Annotated in this window: 15 protein-coding genes and 1 tRNA gene; 7 read left to right on the top strand and 9 right to left on the bottom strand. The window is 68.8% G+C overall.

Going from position 1 to position 15,793, the window contains the following annotated elements; translation table 11 throughout:
* Positions 1–2: 2 nt before the first annotated feature.
* Complete coding sequence (locus L3Q65_RS30545; protein WP_182889775.1) at positions 3–1,691, top strand: fatty acyl-AMP ligase; 1,689 nt, start codon at positions 3–5, stop codon at positions 1,689–1,691.
* A 73-nt stretch (positions 1,692–1,764) separates the two neighbouring features.
* On the opposite strand, the gene L3Q65_RS30540 is transcribed toward L3Q65_RS30545, so the two are convergent.
* The 3 genes from L3Q65_RS30540 to L3Q65_RS30530 all read right to left on the bottom strand — a co-directional run bounded on the left by L3Q65_RS30540 (position 1,765) and on the right by L3Q65_RS30530 (position 3,751).
* A complete protein-coding gene (locus tag L3Q65_RS30540) occupies positions 1,765–2,133 on the bottom strand; it encodes a DivIVA domain-containing protein (RefSeq protein ID WP_182889776.1) in 369 nt (122 codons plus the stop codon).
* Positions 2,134–2,547: 414 nt separating this feature from the next.
* Positions 2,548–3,141 carry an aminoacyl-tRNA hydrolase gene (gene pth, locus L3Q65_RS30535; RefSeq protein ID WP_237597279.1) on the bottom strand — a complete coding sequence of 198 codons (594 nt, stop codon included), beginning with the start codon at positions 3,139–3,141 and terminating at the stop codon, positions 2,548–2,550.
* 10 nt (positions 3,142–3,151) lie between these two features.
* Positions 3,152–3,751, bottom strand: a complete 600-nt coding sequence (locus L3Q65_RS30530) for a 50S ribosomal protein L25/general stress protein Ctc (RefSeq protein ID WP_182889777.1) — start codon at positions 3,749–3,751, stop codon at positions 3,152–3,154.
* A gap of 325 nt (positions 3,752–4,076) precedes the next feature.
* Between L3Q65_RS30530 and L3Q65_RS30525 the strand changes: the two genes are divergently transcribed.
* Positions 4,077–5,192: a hypothetical protein gene (locus L3Q65_RS30525; protein WP_237597278.1), complete on the top strand. Its 1,116-nt coding sequence runs from the start codon at positions 4,077–4,079 to the stop codon at positions 5,190–5,192.
* Positions 5,193–5,294: 102 nt separating this feature from the next.
* Entirely contained in the window at positions 5,295–5,939 is a 645-nt protein-coding gene (locus L3Q65_RS30520) for an NAD(P)-dependent oxidoreductase (protein WP_237597277.1), read from the top strand.
* A 53-nt stretch (positions 5,940–5,992) separates the two neighbouring features.
* On the opposite strand, the gene L3Q65_RS30515 is transcribed toward L3Q65_RS30520, so the two are convergent.
* Positions 5,993–6,838 carry a triacylglycerol lipase gene (locus tag L3Q65_RS30515; protein WP_182889780.1) on the bottom strand — a complete coding sequence of 282 codons (846 nt, stop codon included), beginning with the start codon at positions 6,836–6,838 and terminating at the stop codon, positions 5,993–5,995.
* 122 nt (positions 6,839–6,960) lie between these two features.
* On the opposite strand from L3Q65_RS30515, the gene L3Q65_RS30510 reads away from it, so the two are divergent.
* Positions 6,961–7,635: a TetR/AcrR family transcriptional regulator gene (locus tag L3Q65_RS30510; protein ID WP_182889781.1), complete on the top strand. Its 675-nt coding sequence runs from the start codon at positions 6,961–6,963 to the stop codon at positions 7,633–7,635.
* Here the strand turns inward: L3Q65_RS30510 and L3Q65_RS30505 are convergent.
* Entirely contained in the window at positions 7,571–8,443 is an 873-nt protein-coding gene (locus L3Q65_RS30505; protein ID WP_182889782.1) for a TIGR03621 family F420-dependent LLM class oxidoreductase, read from the bottom strand. The two genes, L3Q65_RS30510 and L3Q65_RS30505, sit on opposite strands and share 65 nt — an antisense overlap.
* Positions 8,444–8,539: 96 nt before the next feature.
* On the opposite strand from L3Q65_RS30505, the gene L3Q65_RS30500 reads away from it, so the two are divergent.
* Together L3Q65_RS30500 and L3Q65_RS30495 are read left to right on the top strand one after the other, a co-directional pair.
* Positions 8,540–8,965 (top strand): pyridoxamine 5'-phosphate oxidase family protein, encoded by a 426-nt coding sequence (locus L3Q65_RS30500; protein ID WP_182889783.1) that lies wholly within the window; start codon positions 8,540–8,542, stop codon positions 8,963–8,965.
* Positions 8,966–9,142: 177 nt separating this feature from the next.
* A protein-coding gene (locus L3Q65_RS30495) for an IS5 family transposase (protein ID WP_237597276.1) occupies positions 9,143–10,023 on the top strand; the annotation gives its coding sequence in 2 pieces (ribosomal slippage) (positions 9,143–9,695 and positions 9,695–10,023; 882 coding nt in all).
* A gap of 194 nt (positions 10,024–10,217) precedes the next feature.
* Here the strand turns inward: L3Q65_RS30495 and L3Q65_RS30490 are convergent.
* The 4 genes from L3Q65_RS30490 to L3Q65_RS30475 all read right to left on the bottom strand — a co-directional run bounded on the left by L3Q65_RS30490 (position 10,218) and on the right by L3Q65_RS30475 (position 14,578).
* Complete coding sequence (locus tag L3Q65_RS30490; RefSeq protein WP_182889785.1) at positions 10,218–11,198, bottom strand: ribose-phosphate diphosphokinase; 981 nt, start codon at positions 11,196–11,198, stop codon at positions 10,218–10,220.
* Positions 11,195–12,691, bottom strand: coding sequence for a bifunctional UDP-N-acetylglucosamine diphosphorylase/glucosamine-1-phosphate N-acetyltransferase GlmU (glmU, locus tag L3Q65_RS30485; protein WP_237597275.1), 1,497 nt, complete (start codon positions 12,689–12,691; stop codon positions 11,195–11,197). The genes L3Q65_RS30490 and glmU overlap by 4 nt, the downstream gene beginning before the upstream one ends.
* 45 nt (positions 12,692–12,736) lie before the next feature.
* Complete coding sequence (locus L3Q65_RS30480) at positions 12,737–14,416, bottom strand: diguanylate cyclase (protein ID WP_182889787.1); 1,680 nt, start codon at positions 14,414–14,416, stop codon at positions 12,737–12,739.
* 90 nt (positions 14,417–14,506) lie between these two features.
* A tRNA-Gln gene (locus tag L3Q65_RS30475) sits at positions 14,507–14,578 on the bottom strand.
* A 197-nt stretch (positions 14,579–14,775) separates the two neighbouring features.
* Between L3Q65_RS30475 and L3Q65_RS30470 the strand changes: the two genes are divergently transcribed.
* Complete coding sequence (locus tag L3Q65_RS30470) at positions 14,776–15,735, top strand: acyl-CoA desaturase (RefSeq protein ID WP_182889788.1); 960 nt, start codon at positions 14,776–14,778, stop codon at positions 15,733–15,735.
* The last annotated feature ends 58 nt before the right edge of the window (positions 15,736–15,793 follow it).

Below are 15,793 nucleotides of genomic sequence, written 5' to 3'. Positions count from 1 at the left end.
ACATGAGTCGGTTTGTGGACACACTCGTCGGGAACGCGGCGGACCGGGGGCAACGGCGCGGCATGGTGACCGGCGAGCCCAAGGAGCCGGTGCGCCGGACCTGGGCGCAGGTGCACGACGAAGCGCGCCGGATCGCCGGCGGGCTGGTCAGCGGCGGTTTGAAGCCGGGAAGCGCGGTGGCGGTGCTGGCCGCCGCACCGGTGCTGATCGCGCCGACCGTGCAGGCGGTGTGGCTCACCGGCGGCAGCGTGACGATGCTGCACCAGCCGACGCCGCGCACGGACCTCGCCGAATGGGCCGAGGACACGGTCAAGGTGCTCGAAATGATCGGGGCCGAGCTGGTCGTGCTGGGCGAACCGTTCGACCAGCTCGCCCCGGTGCTCGAAGGCAAGGGCATCAGCTACCGGCTGATCTCCGAACTGGCCGGTGCGGAACCGCTCGCCGAGATCGTGAAGACCGCCGAGGGCGATACCGCGCTGCTGCAGCTGACCAGCGGATCGACCGCGGAGCCGAAGGCCGTCCGGATCACCTACGGCAACCTGTACACCAACGTCAAGGCGATGGTCGACCGCGCCGAGTTCGAGTTCGACACCGACGTGATGGTGTCGTGGCTGCCGACCTTCCACGATATGGGCATGGTCGGCTTCCTGACCGTGCCGATGACGTTCGGCGTCGAACTGGTCAAGATCACCCCGGTCGAATTCCTGACCGGTCCGCTGATCTGGCCGGAGCTGATCAGCAAGTACGGCGGCACCACGACGGCCGCGCCGAACTTCGCGTACGCCATCGTCGGCAAGCGCATGGCCCGGGTCGAGGACGACAACGCCTACGACCTGTCGAAGCTGCGCATCGCGCTCAACGGTGCCGAACCGATCGACGAGACGGCCGTCGAGACCTTTGTGGACGCCGGAAAGCGCTTCAACATGCCGCCCGAATGCGTGTTCCCCGCGTATGGCATGGCAGAGGCGACGCTGGCGGTCTCGTTCGCGCCGCTGTTCACCGGACTCACGCTGGACGTCGTCGAAGCCGACGCGCTGGAAGCCGACAACCGCGCGGTCCCGGTGCCGGAAGGCGACCCCCGCCGCGGCACGGACGAGGTGCGCTCGTTCGCCCTGCTCGGCCGCCCGCTGGACGGTCTGGAAGCGGACATCGTCGACGAATCCGGTGCCGTGCTGGGCGAACGGCAGGTCGGCGAGATCCGCCTGCGCGGCGAGGCCGTGACGCCCGGCTACCTGACCGTCGACGGCCCGCTGGACACCCAGGACCCGGACGGCTGGATGAAGACCGGCGACCTCGGCTACCTGGTCGACGGCCAGATCGTGATCTGCGGCCGCCGCAAGGACGTCATCATCATGGGCGGCCGCAACCTGTACCCGACCGACATCGAACGCGCCGCTGGCTCGGTCGACGGCGTCCGGGCGGGCAACGCGGTCGCCGTCCGCCTGGACGCGGGCAGCCGCCGCGAACGCTTCGCCGTGGTCGTGGAGTCCAAACTGGCCGGTGCCGCCGCTGAGGAAAACCGGCTGGCCAAGGAAATCGCCGCCCGCGTGCGAGACGCGGTGGACATGCGCCCGTTCGCGGTCGTGGTGCTTCCGGCCGGAAGCCTGCCCAAGACCCCGTCCGGCAAGGTCAAGCGGGCAGCTACCGCGGTGCAGTACGCGGACAAGATCGCCAAGAACGCGGACGCTTGATCGTTCGCGGATAGCGCCCGAACGCGACGAAGGCCGCTGCGAGGGATCCTCGCAGCGGCCTTCGTGTGAAGATCTATCGGCCGGGCAGCCGTTCCGCTGGCGCCTCGGTGACCACAGGCCAGGAGGCGCGTCCCGCGGTCGCCTCGCTGTGGTCCCGGCTTCCCGGAATCAGCGGAGCCCGCCGTCCGGAGCGGTCGGCCAGCTGCGTCTCGACCTCGTCGAGAAACTGGTCGACCTCGCGCTCGTCGTATCCGCGCTTGCCGATCAACGGCTTGGAGAACAGCACGTGGTGGACCTCGGCCGCGGTGAGATCGTCCTCGTCGGCGATCGTCTTGGCGATCCGCCGCACGAAGTCGTCGACCTCCTGCTTGGCGTAGCCGCGGCGGCCGATCGGGGCGTTACCGAAAGCGACCTCAGCGAGATCCTCGGCGGTAAACGGCATGGATCATTCTCCGATTCAGGGTCGGGGTGGTGCGAACTCCTGCAGTCCGTCCTAACCGGTCCCGGCCACCCCGGGAAGCCCGCACCCGCTCGGACGACTCGATCAGGGCCCCAGAAGCCGCCCATCGAGTGAGAAATCCATCACGGACGGCCACGGCTGCTCACCCACACGCACAACGGCTCAATCGACCCCAACGCCTCGCCGAGGGTTCCCGGCGGCGCGATGCGCGGCAGCTTCTCTTCCGCTGAGCTCGCCACCGCACTCCTGCCCCCGCACCAGGGCAGAAACCCCGCGAGCACGGGGACGAAGCTGCCCTGATCGAGGACGCGGTTCGCCGCCGCTGGGGGGCGCACCACAGCGGCTGAGAAAACCTCATCGGGTGCGTCGGGACCCAGCCGGGGCAAACCAGACAGATCAGGCGGCGTGAAACGCGTTCTGCGCCGCAGCGAGCCCCCGCGAAATCAACGCCTCGGCGGCGTCCGCGCACCGGTCGATCTCGAACGGGAGCTCCTTGCGCTCGACCGTCGAAAAGTCCTTCAGCACGAAATCCGCCGGATCCTGCCTGCCCGGCGGCCGCCCGATGCCGAAACGCACGCGGTAGTAGTCACGCGTGCCGAGCGATTTGGTGATGGACCGCAGTCCGTTGTGCCCGTTGTCGCCGCCGCCGAGCTTGAGCTTCAGCGCGCCGAAATCGACGTCCAGCTCGTCGTGCACCACCACGACGCCGGACGGCGGCACCTTGTAGAACCGGGCCGCGCCGACCACCGGCCCGCCGGAGAGGTTCATGAACGACCGCGGCTTCACCAGCACCACGCGGGAACCGGCCAGCCTGCCTTCGAGCACCTCGGCCCCGCTGCGGTGGGCCTTGAACTTCCCGCCGATCCGGCCGGCCAGTTCGTCGAGCACCATGAACCCCACGTTGTGCCGGTTCCCGGCGTACTGGGGCCCTGGATTGCCGAGGCCGGCGAGCAGAATCAGCTCGCCGGCCCCGGGCAGGTCTTCACTCACGAAAGCGAGTTTATTCGGCAGCTTCGGCGGAGGCTTCCTCGGCTTCGGCGTCCTCGTCAGCGGAGCCGCGCGGCGCCTCGTTGACGGCGACGACGAGCGCCTCGGCGTCGGTGACCAGTTCGGCGCCCGCGGGCAGGGAGACCTGGCCCGCGGTGATCTGGGTGCCGGCCTCGATGCCCTCGACGGAGACCTCGAACTGCTCCGGAATGTGCAGCGCCTCGACCTCGACCTGGATCGTGTCGAGGTCCTGGGCGACCAGGGTGCCCGGGCCCGCGGTGCCGGTGACGACGACCGGGACGTCGACGGTGACCTTCTCGCCGCGCTTGACGACCAGCAGGTCGACGTGCTCGATGTAGTTCTTGAGCGGGTGGACCACGATGGTCTTGGTCAGCGCCAGCTCGCTGGAGCCCTCCAGGTCCAGCGTGATGACGGCGTTGGTGCCGTTCTCGCGGACGACGCGGGCGAACTCGATGGCCGGCAGCGCGAAGTGCCGCGGGTCCGAGCCGTGCCCGTAGAGCACCGCGGGGATTTTGCCGGCGCGACGGGTGCGGCGGGCGGCACCCTTTCCGAACTCGGTGCGCGGTTCGACGGAAAGACGTACCTCGGACACGGTGTAGCACTCCTTCAATCACACGACGTGCGGCAGGGGGCGGCGGGGATCGTCGATCTCTGCTCGGGGCGGTTGTGCACGGCGGCGAGATTGCGGGCGTGAGCGGACCACGGGGCTTCTCGAGCCGCCGCGTCGATCACGCCGGGCACCTACAGGCGCACCCGCCTCGCCGAGACAACCCGAGAAGTGTAAACCAGCCGGTCCGCGCGGGCGCGCACCGGGTCCGGGCAGCCTCCCCCGCGCGGGTGGGTGACGACACAAATCCCGTCCCGCCCGCCGATCTGGTGGGAGTGGCATGATTTCCGCGGAAAGAGGGGCGGCCGACATGCGGGCTCGATGGACTGCGACAGCACTGGTGCTGCTTGGTGGGCTTCTCGCGGGCTGCCAGGTCGCGGTGACCGGCACGGCGGGACTGTCCGATGCCGACCGGCAGCTGGCTACTCAGCGTGCGCAGCAGCAGACGGCGGTCGACGCCGCGCTGCAAGCGCTGGAGCAAGCACCGGCGCTGCAATACGACGCGACGCTGAAGGACGGCGCCGGCAATCCGGCGACGTTGACGTACCGCGTCGCGCGTGACGGCAACGGTTTCGGCGCGCTGCCGCTGGAGGGCAAGCCGGTGCGGCTGACCGAACCGGACGGGCAGTTGTACCTCGCGGCCGACGCGGACTACTGGAAGTCGCACGGCCTGGAGGAGAACAGCACCCAGTTCGGCAGCGGGTGGGTGCACACCGTCGGCAGCGAACTGCCGGTCGACCCGGCCGTGCGGATGGCCCCGCCGAAGCTCGCCGGAGAACTGCGCAAGGCGCTCGGCGGACTCGGTTCCGGTGCGCCGCGGAAACAGAAGCTGCCGGACGGCACCGAGGTGTACGACCTCGGCGGCGCGTTGCAGGTGACCACTGCCGAACCGCACCGGGTCACCGGGTTCGCGCCCGCGCTGCTCGATCCGCGCGGCGGCCCGAAGCTGGGTGCGGCGTTCCGCGTCCGTCCGCTGGGCGACGCCGAGATCAAGCAGTTCCACAACGACTTCAACGCCGCGGTCGACGCCGTCGGGCAGCCGTTCGACGGGCTCGCGCAGGCGAGCGTCACGGTGCTCAACGACAAACTCGACTGCCAGGACTACGTCGGTTCCTGCAAGACCACAGTGGACGTTTCGAACAGCGTCGTCGGCAATCAGCCTGGCTCGAAACCGAACGTGCACATCAAGCTTTCGGTGGAGATCAGCGCGGACACGCTCGGCTCGCAAAGCTGTGCCACCGAAGGCGACGCCGCCGCGGACGCGACCATCACGATGTCCTGTTCGGTGAAATTCACCCTGCCCAACCGCACCGCGAGCTACCAGGTGCTGGCGAAGCCGACGGCGGTCGCCGAGGTGCGTTCGCCGGTCGACGCGAACGCGGTGAAGGCGAAGCTGGCCACCGCTTTCGCCGCGCTCGGCGGCTGACCTGCACGCTCACCTCGAGGTGCGTTTCTTCCGTTGAAGTAGCCGAAGACCGGTCCTTACCATCGGTGGCGTCGATACGGATTTTCTTTTCGAGGAGCGGCAATGAGCAAGCTGGTGGTGTTCGGCGCGACGGGATTCGCCGGTGGCCGGATCACCGACGAGGCGCTGCGGCGCGGGCACTCCGTGACCGGGGTCGCGCGCAAGGCCGAGGGATTGCCGTCGGAGGTCGAAGCGCGGTCGGGGTCCATGCACGACGCGGAATTCGTGGCTTCGGTGGCCAAGGGCGCGGACGTGCTCGTGGTCGCGACGCCGGGCCGCGCGGACGATCAGGGCCGCCGCCTGGTGGACGCCCTGCCGACCCTGGTGGAGGCGGCCCGCGCGAACGGCGCGCGGCTGGCGATCGTCGGCGGTGCCGGTTCGCTGCGGGTCAGCGAAGACGGTCCGCGCGTGATCGACACCCCGGAGTTCCCGGAGGAGTACAAGCCGGAGGCGGGCAGCCACGTCCTCGTCCTGGAGGCGCTGCGCGAGCTGCCGTCCGACGTCGACTGGTTCTACGTCAGCCCGGCTGCCGAGTTCGGTTCCTGGATCCCCGGCGAGCGCACCGGCAAGTTCCGCCTCGGCGGCGACGTGCTGGTCAGCGACGCCGACGGCCGCTCGCACATCAGCGGCGCGGACCTGGCGATCGCGTTCCTGGACGAGATCGAGGAGCCGAAGCACTCGCGCGCCCGGTTCACCCTGGCGTACTGAGCGCGCGAAAACCCGGTGGTGCTCGTGGCGCCACCGGGTTTTCTGCTGCCGGGTCAGCCGGGAGATCCGGCGGTGCACAGGAATTTCGTGGCGTGCTCCGGGTCGAGCGCGTTGGTGACCAGGTTCCAGACGTTGAGGTCGTAGGCCTCGCCGATGTGCCCGACGGGATCGAACGGGCAGGTGTCCTGGACGTATTCGTTCGTGACGCCCGGTTCGCGCACGAAAGACGTTTCGGTGGGCGTGACCAGTTCGTCAAAGCGCGACGTGAGCACGGTGTAGCGGACGCCGGGCTGCGCGATGGGACCGTTCGTGAGCGTCTGGACCGCGCTGCCGTCGGTGATCAGGTTGTCGCAAGCCGGGCAGCCGAACGCGGTGAGCGCCTTGCCCACTTCTTCGCGCGCGCCCAGCAGGTACGCCAGCTTCGTCAGGCCGGCGAAGGTGGTGCCGTGCGCAGGCGGCGCGATGGCGACGACGGAGCCGATCCGGTCGGCGATGCCTTGGGTTTTCGTGACGTACAGGGACTGGAATCCGCCCTCGGAGTGGCCGACCAGATCCACTTGCGCCGCACCGGTTTCCTGCAGTACTTCGCCGACGAACTGCTTGATTTCCGTTGCGGAGTCGGCGATCGGGCGGAGTCCGCCGACGAGCGGGAACTGCGGGTACGCGCCGTAAGTCCGGCTGAAGGTGCAATATCCCTTGGCAGCGACGTGATCCTGGAGATAGTTCAAGTCCTCATAGGACGTCGCGCCGAGTCCGTGCAGGAACACCACCGGGCGCGGATGCGCGCTGCTCGGCCGGCACGCCGGATCGTTGACGCCGCCGGTCGGGGCGGCGGTGGCTGGGGCGGCGAACGCGGCGGTCAGCAATGCCGCGGCGGCCAGGACGATACGCAACCTCATCGGAGCGGTCCTTCCCTGTCGTCCTTGACAGAGTCCTTGACACTGGATACCCGTGGGTATTGGATACCTGAAGGTATTGAGCGGGCTGAGCCACTGTCAACCCCCGGATGAGGGAGAAGCCGATGACCGGCCGGACGCGGCCGACGCGGGCGGAGACGCGGCGGCGCATTCTCGACGCCGCCTTCGCCGTGTTCGGGGAACAGGGCATCGCCGCGACGAAACTGACCGAGGTGGCCGCGGCGGCCGGGCTGACGAAAGGCGCGGTCTACTCGAGCTTCGCGTCAAAAGACGAACTGGTGCTGGCGTTGATGGAAGAGCACGCCGCGCACCGGCTCGAAGCGAGCCTGACGAGTTTCGCCGAAGCGGACGACGGCGGCGCCGGGCTGGCGAACGTCGCCGCGGTGCTGATGTACGAAATGCGCGCTGACGCGGTGTGGCACCGGCTGCTGGCCGAGTTTTTCGCGATGGCGCACCACGACGACCGGCGGCGCGACGCGTTGCGCCGGCGCCGCCGGGAGGTTCGCGACACGATCGCGCGCGCCCTGAACCGGCTCGCCGAGGGTTTGGCCCTCGAACTTCCTTTGCCCGCCGAGGAATTCGCCGTCGTGCTGCTCGCCTTGAGCAATGGGTTGGCCGTGGAGGCCGACATCGACGACGAAGCCGTGCCGGACGGGCTCCTCGGCCGGGTGCTCACGCTCATCGCCGGAGACGCCGTCGCGAAGGTGCAGGCGGCTAGTGACCTCGCAGCTCAGCCACCACCGGAGCGAAAGTCTCCATCATCGCCTCGAAAACGGTGAAGTAGGAGAAGCCGTACCGTTCGCGGTGCGCGATCAGCTGCTGCACCATCTCGTCCACCGTGCCGAAGAGAAGCTGCGGTGCGCGCAACAGTTCATCGACGTCCGCCGCGCTGCGTTCCTCGGTCTCGGCGTGCCACTCCGCCGCGGCCGCGCGCCGGTCGTCGGTGACCACGACGCGCTGGATCAGCATGTTGTAGTCGACCTCGCGATCCCCTGCCAGCGAACGGAAATACGCGACCCGTTCGTCCATCGCCACGTCGTTGTCGAGCACGAACGTGCCCGGCGGACGGCCGCGGTCCTGGCGAAGTCCGGCGAATCCGGCGATGTCCGCCTGTTCCGCGGCGAGCTTGAGCACGCCGTCGCTGTTGCCCGCGATCAGCAGCTTCGGCATGCCGCCCTCGTCCTCGACGCGCGTGCGCAGTTCGTCGAGCCCTTCGGTGAGGTAGGCGATTCGGTCAGCGGCTTTGCGCCACGGCAGTCCCGCGTCGTCGAACTCGTGCTTCATGTGGCCCGAGCCGAGCCCGAGTTCGAAGCGGCCTTCGGTGAGTTTGTTGGTAGTAGCGACATCGCGGGCGAAGAGCGCGAGGTTGTAGAAGGGCACATTGGACACCAACGTGCCGACCCGCACCCGCTCGGTCACTGCCGCGGCGGCCGTGAGCGCGGGGAACGGCGACAGCCGCCCCGGCCCGAGATGGTCGGGAACGGTCAGATGGTCGTAGCCGAGCTCCTCGGCCCGCCTGCATTTTTCGGTCCACTCGGTGCCGTTGGCCGTGAGCCGCAGGCTGACGCCGAATTCGAATTTCCCCATGGCTGTGACGCTAGCCAGTCCCGTACGGGTGACGCACCGGTTTTCGCCGCCGGCGGAACCCGGTTTTTGTCGTACCCCCTCGCTAGCTTCGAGGGCATGGTGTTGTCGAGCGAAGAACGGGAACAGTTTCTGGCCGAACCGCACATCGGCGCGCTCTCGGTGGTCGAGCGCCCCGACCGCGCGCCGTTGACGGTGCCGATCTGGTACCAGTACACGCCGGGCGGCGAGCTGTGGGTGATCACGCAACCGGAATCGCGCAAGGCGAAGGCGATCGAGGCGGCGGGGCGGTTCAGCCTGATGGTGCAACGGGTCGAGCCGACGGTCCGGTACGTGTCGGTGGAGGGACCGGTGGTGCGGACCCGGCCGGGCAGCTACGAGTTGACGTGGGAGATGGCTTCGCGGTACCTGCCTGCCGACAAGGTGGCCGGGTATGTGGAGTTCGAGCGGACGCAGCTGGGGGAGCACATGGCGATCCATATGCGGCCGGAGAGGTGGTTGTCGGCGGATATGGGAGGTGTGTGAGGACACCCGCGGGGCGGGAGGCGCACAGGCTGACAACGGGGGCGCGGCTGCTGGTTCTTGTTGTCGTGAAGGGAAACCCCGAGGAAATCTGATTCCCTCAGCGGGTGTTGTGAAACCTGGTGGTCGGCTCGGTGTGTCGGCTGTGGTAGCGGCGTGGCGTGGTGATTATCCGGTGGGGTGTGCGTTTGTGTGCGCAAGCCGGGTTATGACTCGTCGTTGACTGATGCGCAGTGGGCGGTGGTGGAGCCGTTGCTGCCCAGGGCCCATCCGAGCGTGGGCGGGCGTCCGCGGGTGCATTCGCGTCGGCTGGTGGTGGACACGATCAGTTATGTGCTGGCCAGCGGGTGTGCGTGGCGGTCGGCGCCGCGGGATCTCGCGCCGTGGACCACGGCGTATCAGGTGTTCGCCGCCTGGACCGCGGACGGGACCTGGCAACGCGTGCGCGACGTGCTGCGCGACCGGGTCCGCGAACGCGACGGCCGCGACCCGCAGCCGTCGGCGGCGAGCCTGGACTCGCAGTCGGTGAAAACCAGCGAGGGCGGGGAGCGGATCGGCTACGACGCGGGCAAACGGGTGCGGGGCAGCAAACGGCATGTCCTGGTCGACACGCTCGGGCTGATCCTGGGCATGGCCGTGACGTCGGCGTCGGTGCAGGACCGGCCCGGAGCCCGCCGGATCCTGACCGGGATCCGGCGGGCCTTCCCCCTGCTGGAACTGGTGTGGGCCGACGGGGCTACGTCAATTCCGAGGACGCCACCCTCGTCGACTGGGCGCGCCGACAAGAGAAGGCGGAGATCGTGGCGGTGCCGCGGAATGCTGATGTGGCAGGCTTTCAGGTGCTGCCCCGCCGGTGGGTGGTGGAGAGAACCTTCGGCTGGCTCACGAGGTGCAGACGCTTGACCCGCGACTACGAACGCAAAACCGCCCGCGCCGAGGCGATGATCCAGTTCGCGATGATCCGGCTCATGGCCGCGCGTCTCGCCGACGAACACATCGAACCCCGCGGCCCCATCGAAACCGAAGCAGCCCGCCGCCTAGCGGAAGACCTCAAAGACTGACCACCTAGGTTCCACAACACCCTCGCAGGGTTCCTCTCACGGACGTCTGCGGGAGCAGAAGCCCATCCGTGGTCCGGCACGCCTCGTTCCGGCGAAAGGCTCGGTCGCCAAACGACGCGACCCGAGCCAGCCGACCCGACCTGATTCAGGCCGCGCCGCCACCTCGGGCCGCGTCGTTCGAAAACCGCGGAAACTCAGGCGTTGCCGTCGAACAGCGACGTGACCGAGCCGTCCTCGAAGACCTGCTGGATGGCCTCCGCCAGCATCGGCGCGATGGACAGCACCGTCAGTCCCGGGAAGCGCTTCTCTTCCGGGATCGGCAGGGAGTTCGTCACGATGACCTCGCGGGCCTTGCACTGCGAGAGCCGCTCGGTGGCCGGGTCGGAGAGGATGCCGTGCGTGGTCGCGATGACCACGTCCGCCGCGCCCTCCTCGAGCAGGGCCTCGGTGGCCTTCACGATCGTGCCGCCGGTGTCGATCATGTCGTCGATCAGCACGCAGAGCTTGCCCTCGACCTTGCCGACCACGCGGTTGGCCACGGCCTGGTTCGGCTTGTCCGGGTCGCGGGTCTTGTGGATGAACGCGATCGGCCGGTCGCCGAGCTGCTGCGCCCACTTCTCGGCAAGCCGCACGCGGCCCGAGTCCGGCGAGACGACCGTGATGTCCGCGTCGCCGTAAGTCGCCTTGATGTGGTCGGCGAGCACCGTCTGCGCCATCAGGTGGTCGACCGGGCCGTCGAAGAAGCCCTGGATCTGCGCGGTGTGCAGGTCGACCGTCATGATCCGGTCCGCGCCCGCGGTCTTGAACAGGTCCGCGATGAGCCGCGCCGAGATCGGCTCGCGGCCCTTGTGCTTCTTGTCCTGCCGCGCGTACGGATAGAACGGCATGACCACGGTGATCCGCTTGGCGCTCGCGCGCTTGAGCGCGTCCACCATGATCAGCTGCTCCATCACGTACTCGTTGATGGGCGTGGTGTGCGCCTGGATCACAAACGCGTCGGTACCGCGCACCGACTCCTCGAACCGCACGAACAGCTCGCCGTTGGCGAACGTGTGCGCGGTCTGCGGGGTGATCGTCACGTTGAGGTGCTTGGCGACCTCTTCCGCGAGCTCGTGGTGCGCACGGCCGGAGAAGAGCATCAGATTCTTCTTCGGCGTACCTGACTTCGGACTCATGCTGGCGACTCCCCGTCGGTTCCTGCTGCTGACTCGGACACAACGGTGTCCTGCTGCTGGGCGGCGAGAGCGGCTTCCGCCGCCTCCGCCGCGGGCGTGCCCGGCCTGCGCCGGACCGCCCAGCCTTCGATGGTGCGCTGCGGGCCGGCCGACAGCGCCAGAGAGCCAGGCGGAACGTCGTCGCGGATCACCGCACCGGCTCCACTGTAAGCGCCGTCCCCGATCCGCACCGGCGCGACCAGCGTGTTGTCCGCCCCAAGCCGGACATGCGAACCGACAACGGTCTGGTGTTTGGCCACCCCGTCGTAGTTCACGAAGACACTGGAACAGCCGATGTTGCTGTGGTCGCCGACGATCGCGTCGCCTACGTACGTGAGATGTGGCACCTTCGTCCCGGTGCCGATTTGCGCGTTCTTCGTCTCGACGAACGCGCCCAGCTTGCCCTTCGCGCCGAGCTTCGTGCCCGGCCGCAGGTACGTGTACGGACCGACGTTGGCGCCGTCGCCCAGCTCAGAGCCCGAACCGTGCACGCGGACGACCGACGCGCCCGCGCCGATCTGTACGTCGGTCAGCGTGGTGTCCGGACCCACCACGGAGCCCTCACCGACCGTGCAATGGCCCTTGAGCTGGGTGTTCGGCTCGATCAGCACGTCACGGGAGAGCGTGACGTCCGCCTCGATCCAGGTGGTGTTCGGGTCCGTGACCGTGACGCCCTCGCGCTGCCAGCGGCGCACGATCCGGCGGTTGTACTCGGCGCCGAGCACCGAAAGCTGGACGCGGTCGTTCACGCCCTCGGTGACCCACGGGTCGTCGACCACCAGCGCGCCGACGCCCTTGCCGTCCCCGCGGGCGATGCCGAGGACGTCGGTGAGGTAAAGCTCACCCTGCGCGTTGTCGGTCGACAGCCGCGACAGGCCGTCGACCAGCACGGCCGCGTCGAAGGCGTAGACACCGGAGTTGATTTCGGTGATCGCGCGCTGGTCCGGCGTCGCGTCCTTGTGCTCGACGATCGCGCTGACCGAACCGTCCGCACCGCGCACGATGCGGCCGTAGCCGGTCGGGTCGGCGACCTCGGCGGTGAGCACGGTGACCGCGTTGCCCGTCTTGGCGTGCTCGGCGCGGAGCGACTCGAGGGTTTCGGTGTCCAGCAGCGGAACGTCGCCGTAGCTGACGATCACGGTGCCGGTGAGTCCTTCCGGCAGTTCGGCGAGCGCGCACGAAACGGCGTGCCCGGTGCCCTTCTGCTCTTCCTGCACGGCGGTGGAGACCTCGCGGCCGAGTGCCTCGCCGACCCGATCGAGTTCGGCGCGCACGGCGTCGCGGCCGTGTCCGATCACGACCACCAGATGCTGCGGCGCGAGGCCGGCGGCGGCGCGCACGGCGTGTTCCACCAGCGGCCTTCCGGCGATCGGGTGCAACACCTTAGGAGTGGAGGAACGCATGCGGGTGCCCTCACCCGCAGCGAGGATCAGCGTGCTCAGCGGGCCGCTCACGAGTCTCCCAACGATTCACCGGTGCGTTGACGAGCACCAACGATCCTACGTGGGGTCTTCAGCGCTCCACGCGGGGTCGGTCGGAGCCGTTTCCCCAGGCCAGCCGCCCATGCCGTCGCCTGCCATCGAGTTGGCCGACGCCACCTGGTTGCCACCGCCGCGTTTTGCTTCGTACATCGCCGCATCTGCGCGCGCGAGCACCTGTTCGGCCCGCTCTTGCGGACGCAGCGATACCAGGCCGATGGACAACGTCACACCGTGCGAGAGGTGATGCGGGAGCGTCGCGACCGATTTGGCCGCGCGGCCGAGAGCCATCTTCGCCGCCGACGCCGGTGCGCCGGGCAGCAGCACGATGAACTCGTCGCCGCCGTAACGGGCCACCACGTCGTCGCCGCGCAAAGCGTCGCGCAGAGTGCTTGCGACAACACGCAAAACGTTGTCGCCCTCGGCGTGCGACTGCTTGTCGTTGACACCCTTGAACCCGTCGAGGTCGACCAGCGCGACCGCGAGCGGCTGGGCGTCCGCCGACGACGCCAGCGAGCGCAGCCGTTCGTCGAGCGCGCGGCGGTTCGGCAGGCCGGTGAGCGGATCCTGCAGTGCCTGCTGGGTGATCGCACCGTGCTCGGCGGAAAGCCGTTCATGCTCGCGGCGCGCGTTCAGCGTGGCGATCTGCGATTCGCGCAGCGCCCACATTTCGGTTTCCAGCGCGGTCGCGTAGTCGATCAGCGACTGGCTCGCGGCTTCCGGGTCGAGCCGCGCGAGTTCGCGGGAGAGGGTGAGCCGCATCGACGGCTGCGAGACGTCCTCGGCCAGCACGTCGCGAGACTCGCGCAGCACCTGCAGCGCGTCGGAGCGGCGCCCGGCCGCGTCGAGGCAGCGGGCCAGCGCGATCGCGACCAGTTCCTGCTCGTGCGGATAGTGGTGGCCGAGATGCATGCCCTGCAGCCGTTCGACGTGTTCGGCCGACGGGTCGTGCAGTGCGAGCGCCGCGGCCAGCACGCCGACCTGGTCGACCGCGGACACGCCGATCTTGCGCGGGAACAGCGATTCGGCGAACGGGCCTTCCGCGGCCACCGCCATCGACGCCGCGGTGCGGAACTTCTCCGCCGATTCGTCGTACTGCTCGATCCGCTCGAGCCGCAGCCCCCAGCCGAGCAGCATCTTGACCCGGTTCATCAGCTGCAGGGTGATCTCGTGCGGGCTCGCGCTTTCCCGGATCGCCTGGTGCGCGCGGCCGATCACCTCTTCGGCGGCCTCGTAGACGCCGAGCTGGTTGAGCACTATCCAGCAGTCGATGAGCGCCATCGACTGCATGCGGTTCCAGTTGCGGACGCCGACCTGGCGGTCCGGGATCGTGGAGTCGTCGAGGATCGCGAGCGCGCGGGCGATCTCGGTGAGCGCGGCGTCCTCTTGCGCGGCGAGCACGAGCCGGCGCCCGCGCAGCGCGTGCGCGTCCGCGCGCAGCAGCGAAAGGCCGTGCCGGCGGGTGTGCGCGAGCATCTCGTCGAGCCGGGGTTCGGCCTCGGCGGCGAGGCCGCGGGTGACGAGCCGGGAGAATGCGGAGGCGCGCAGCAGCTGGGCGACGAGGGTCGGCTCACCCCGGCGGAGGGTTTCTTCGAGCAGCTCGTCCATGATCTTGACGATCTCGAGCTGGTTCTCGTGCTCCTGGCGCTGAACGGCCGCGATGAGTTCCCGCGCGCGCCCGACCAGCCACGCGTCCGACATCTCGACCAGGGTCGGGCGACGGGCGCCCGCGGGGTCGCTCGGTTCCTCGCTCAGCCGCCCCCACTCCCATCGCCCTCGCCGGATGTGCAGCTCCGCCGCCAGGATTCGAACCTGAACTGTCAGAACCAAAATCTGAAGTGCTGCCGATTACACTACGGCGGATCGGTCCAGGTCAGGATAGCGATGATCGAGGACGGGGGCGCCAGGAGGGGGAGGCGTGCGCCACAGGGCCGTCCCGGGCACCGGGCAATCGGACTTTTCGGGCCTCCACAGCGCCGGAAACCTCCTGTACCGTAACTTACGACACCGTAGGTAAGGGCACCCTTCGCAAGGGGTTGTGAGAGGAAAGAAGTGAGCGCATGACGGCCACCCTCGATCGTTCTCAGTCAGCGGGCGACCCGCCGAAGGGCCCCAAGCCGATCATCGAAGGACAGCGGTCGATCGGGGTCCAGCTGTCGGTGTACTTCGGGGTGCTGCTGCCGATCGTGGCGCTGCTGGTCGCGGTTCCGTTCGCCTGGGGCTGGGGGCTGACCTGGCTGGACGTCGCGCTCTTCGTCGTGTTCTACGGGATCAGCGGGCTGGGCATCACCGTCGCCTACCACCGCTACTTCACCCACGGTTCGTTCAAGGCCAAGCCGTGGCTGCGCGTCGCGATGGCGATCGCGGGCAGCATCGCGTTGCAGGGCCCGGTGATCACCTGGGTGGCCGACCACCGGCGCCACCACGCGTTCTCCGACCGCGACGGCGACCCGCACTCCCCGTGGGCGTACGGCACCTCGCCGCTGGCCATCGCCAAGGGTTTCTGGCACGCGCACATGGGCTGGCTGTTCGACCGGGACCAGAGCAACCAGGCGCGGTTCGCGCCGGATCTGGTGAAGGACCCGGCCATCCGCAAGGTCGACGACCTGTTCTGGCTGTGGTCGCTGGTGAGCCTGTTCGGACCGGCGCTGCTGGGCGGCCTGATCTCGTGGTCGCTGTGGGGCGCGGTCACCGCGTTCTTCTGGGCAGGCCTGGTCCGCGTGTGCGTGCTGCACCACGTGACCTGGTCGGTCAACTCGATCTGCCACATGATCGGCGAGCGCCCGTTCGCCGCGCGCGACCGTTCGGCGAACTTCTGGCCGCTGGCGATCTTCTCCTTCGGCGAGTCCTGGCACAACCTGCACCACGCGGACCCGACTTCGGCTCGGCACGGCGTGAAGCGCGGCCAGATCGACATGTCGGCGCGGCTGATCTGGATGTTCGAAAAGTTCGGCTGGGTGCACGACGTCAGGTGGCCGACTCCGCAGCGGCTGGCCCGGATCGCGGCTGAGAGTAAATAACAGTGGTGAGTGGCAATCCCGGTTAGAACCGTGATTGCCACTCACGACTACCCTGCTG

The organism is Amycolatopsis sp. FU40 (genome assembly GCF_021903635.1).
GTDB lineage: Bacteria > Actinomycetota > Actinomycetes > Mycobacteriales > Pseudonocardiaceae > Amycolatopsis > Amycolatopsis dendrobii.
Note: the sequence above shows the minus strand (reverse complement) of the source record. Positions and strands in the feature narration are given on the sequence as shown.

What these genes read in the sequence shown, in the direction of transcription:
- L3Q65_RS30480 (WP_182889787.1), bottom strand. Translation starts at nt 14,416, where the DNA reads ATGTCGGACGCGTGGCTGGTCGGGCGCGCGCGGGAACTCATCGCGGCC.
- L3Q65_RS30510 (WP_182889781.1), top strand. Translation starts at nt 6,961, where the DNA reads ATGACCGGCCGGACGCGGCCGACGCGGGCGGAGACGCGGCGGCGCATT.
- L3Q65_RS30520 (WP_237597277.1), top strand. Translation starts at nt 5,295, where the DNA reads ATGAGCAAGCTGGTGGTGTTCGGCGCGACGGGATTCGCCGGTGGCCGG.
- L3Q65_RS30505 (WP_182889782.1), bottom strand. Translation starts at nt 8,443, where the DNA reads ATGGGGAAATTCGAATTCGGCGTCAGCCTGCGGCTCACGGCCAACGGC.
- L3Q65_RS30525 (WP_237597278.1), top strand. Translation starts at nt 4,077, where the DNA reads ATGCGGGCTCGATGGACTGCGACAGCACTGGTGCTGCTTGGTGGGCTT.
- L3Q65_RS30545 (WP_182889775.1), top strand. Translation starts at nt 3, where the DNA reads ATGAGTCGGTTTGTGGACACACTCGTCGGGAACGCGGCGGACCGGGGG.
- L3Q65_RS30470 (WP_182889788.1), top strand. Translation starts at nt 14,776, where the DNA reads ATGACGGCCACCCTCGATCGTTCTCAGTCAGCGGGCGACCCGCCGAAG.
- L3Q65_RS30515 (WP_182889780.1), bottom strand. Translation starts at nt 6,838, where the DNA reads ATGAGGTTGCGTATCGTCCTGGCCGCCGCGGCATTGCTGACCGCCGCG.
- L3Q65_RS30490 (WP_182889785.1), bottom strand. Translation starts at nt 11,198, where the DNA reads ATGAGTCCGAAGTCAGGTACGCCGAAGAAGAATCTGATGCTCTTCTCC.
- L3Q65_RS30540 (WP_182889776.1), bottom strand. Translation starts at nt 2,133, where the DNA reads ATGCCGTTTACCGCCGAGGATCTCGCTGAGGTCGCTTTCGGTAACGCC.
- L3Q65_RS30500 (WP_182889783.1), top strand. Translation starts at nt 8,540, where the DNA reads ATGGTGTTGTCGAGCGAAGAACGGGAACAGTTTCTGGCCGAACCGCAC.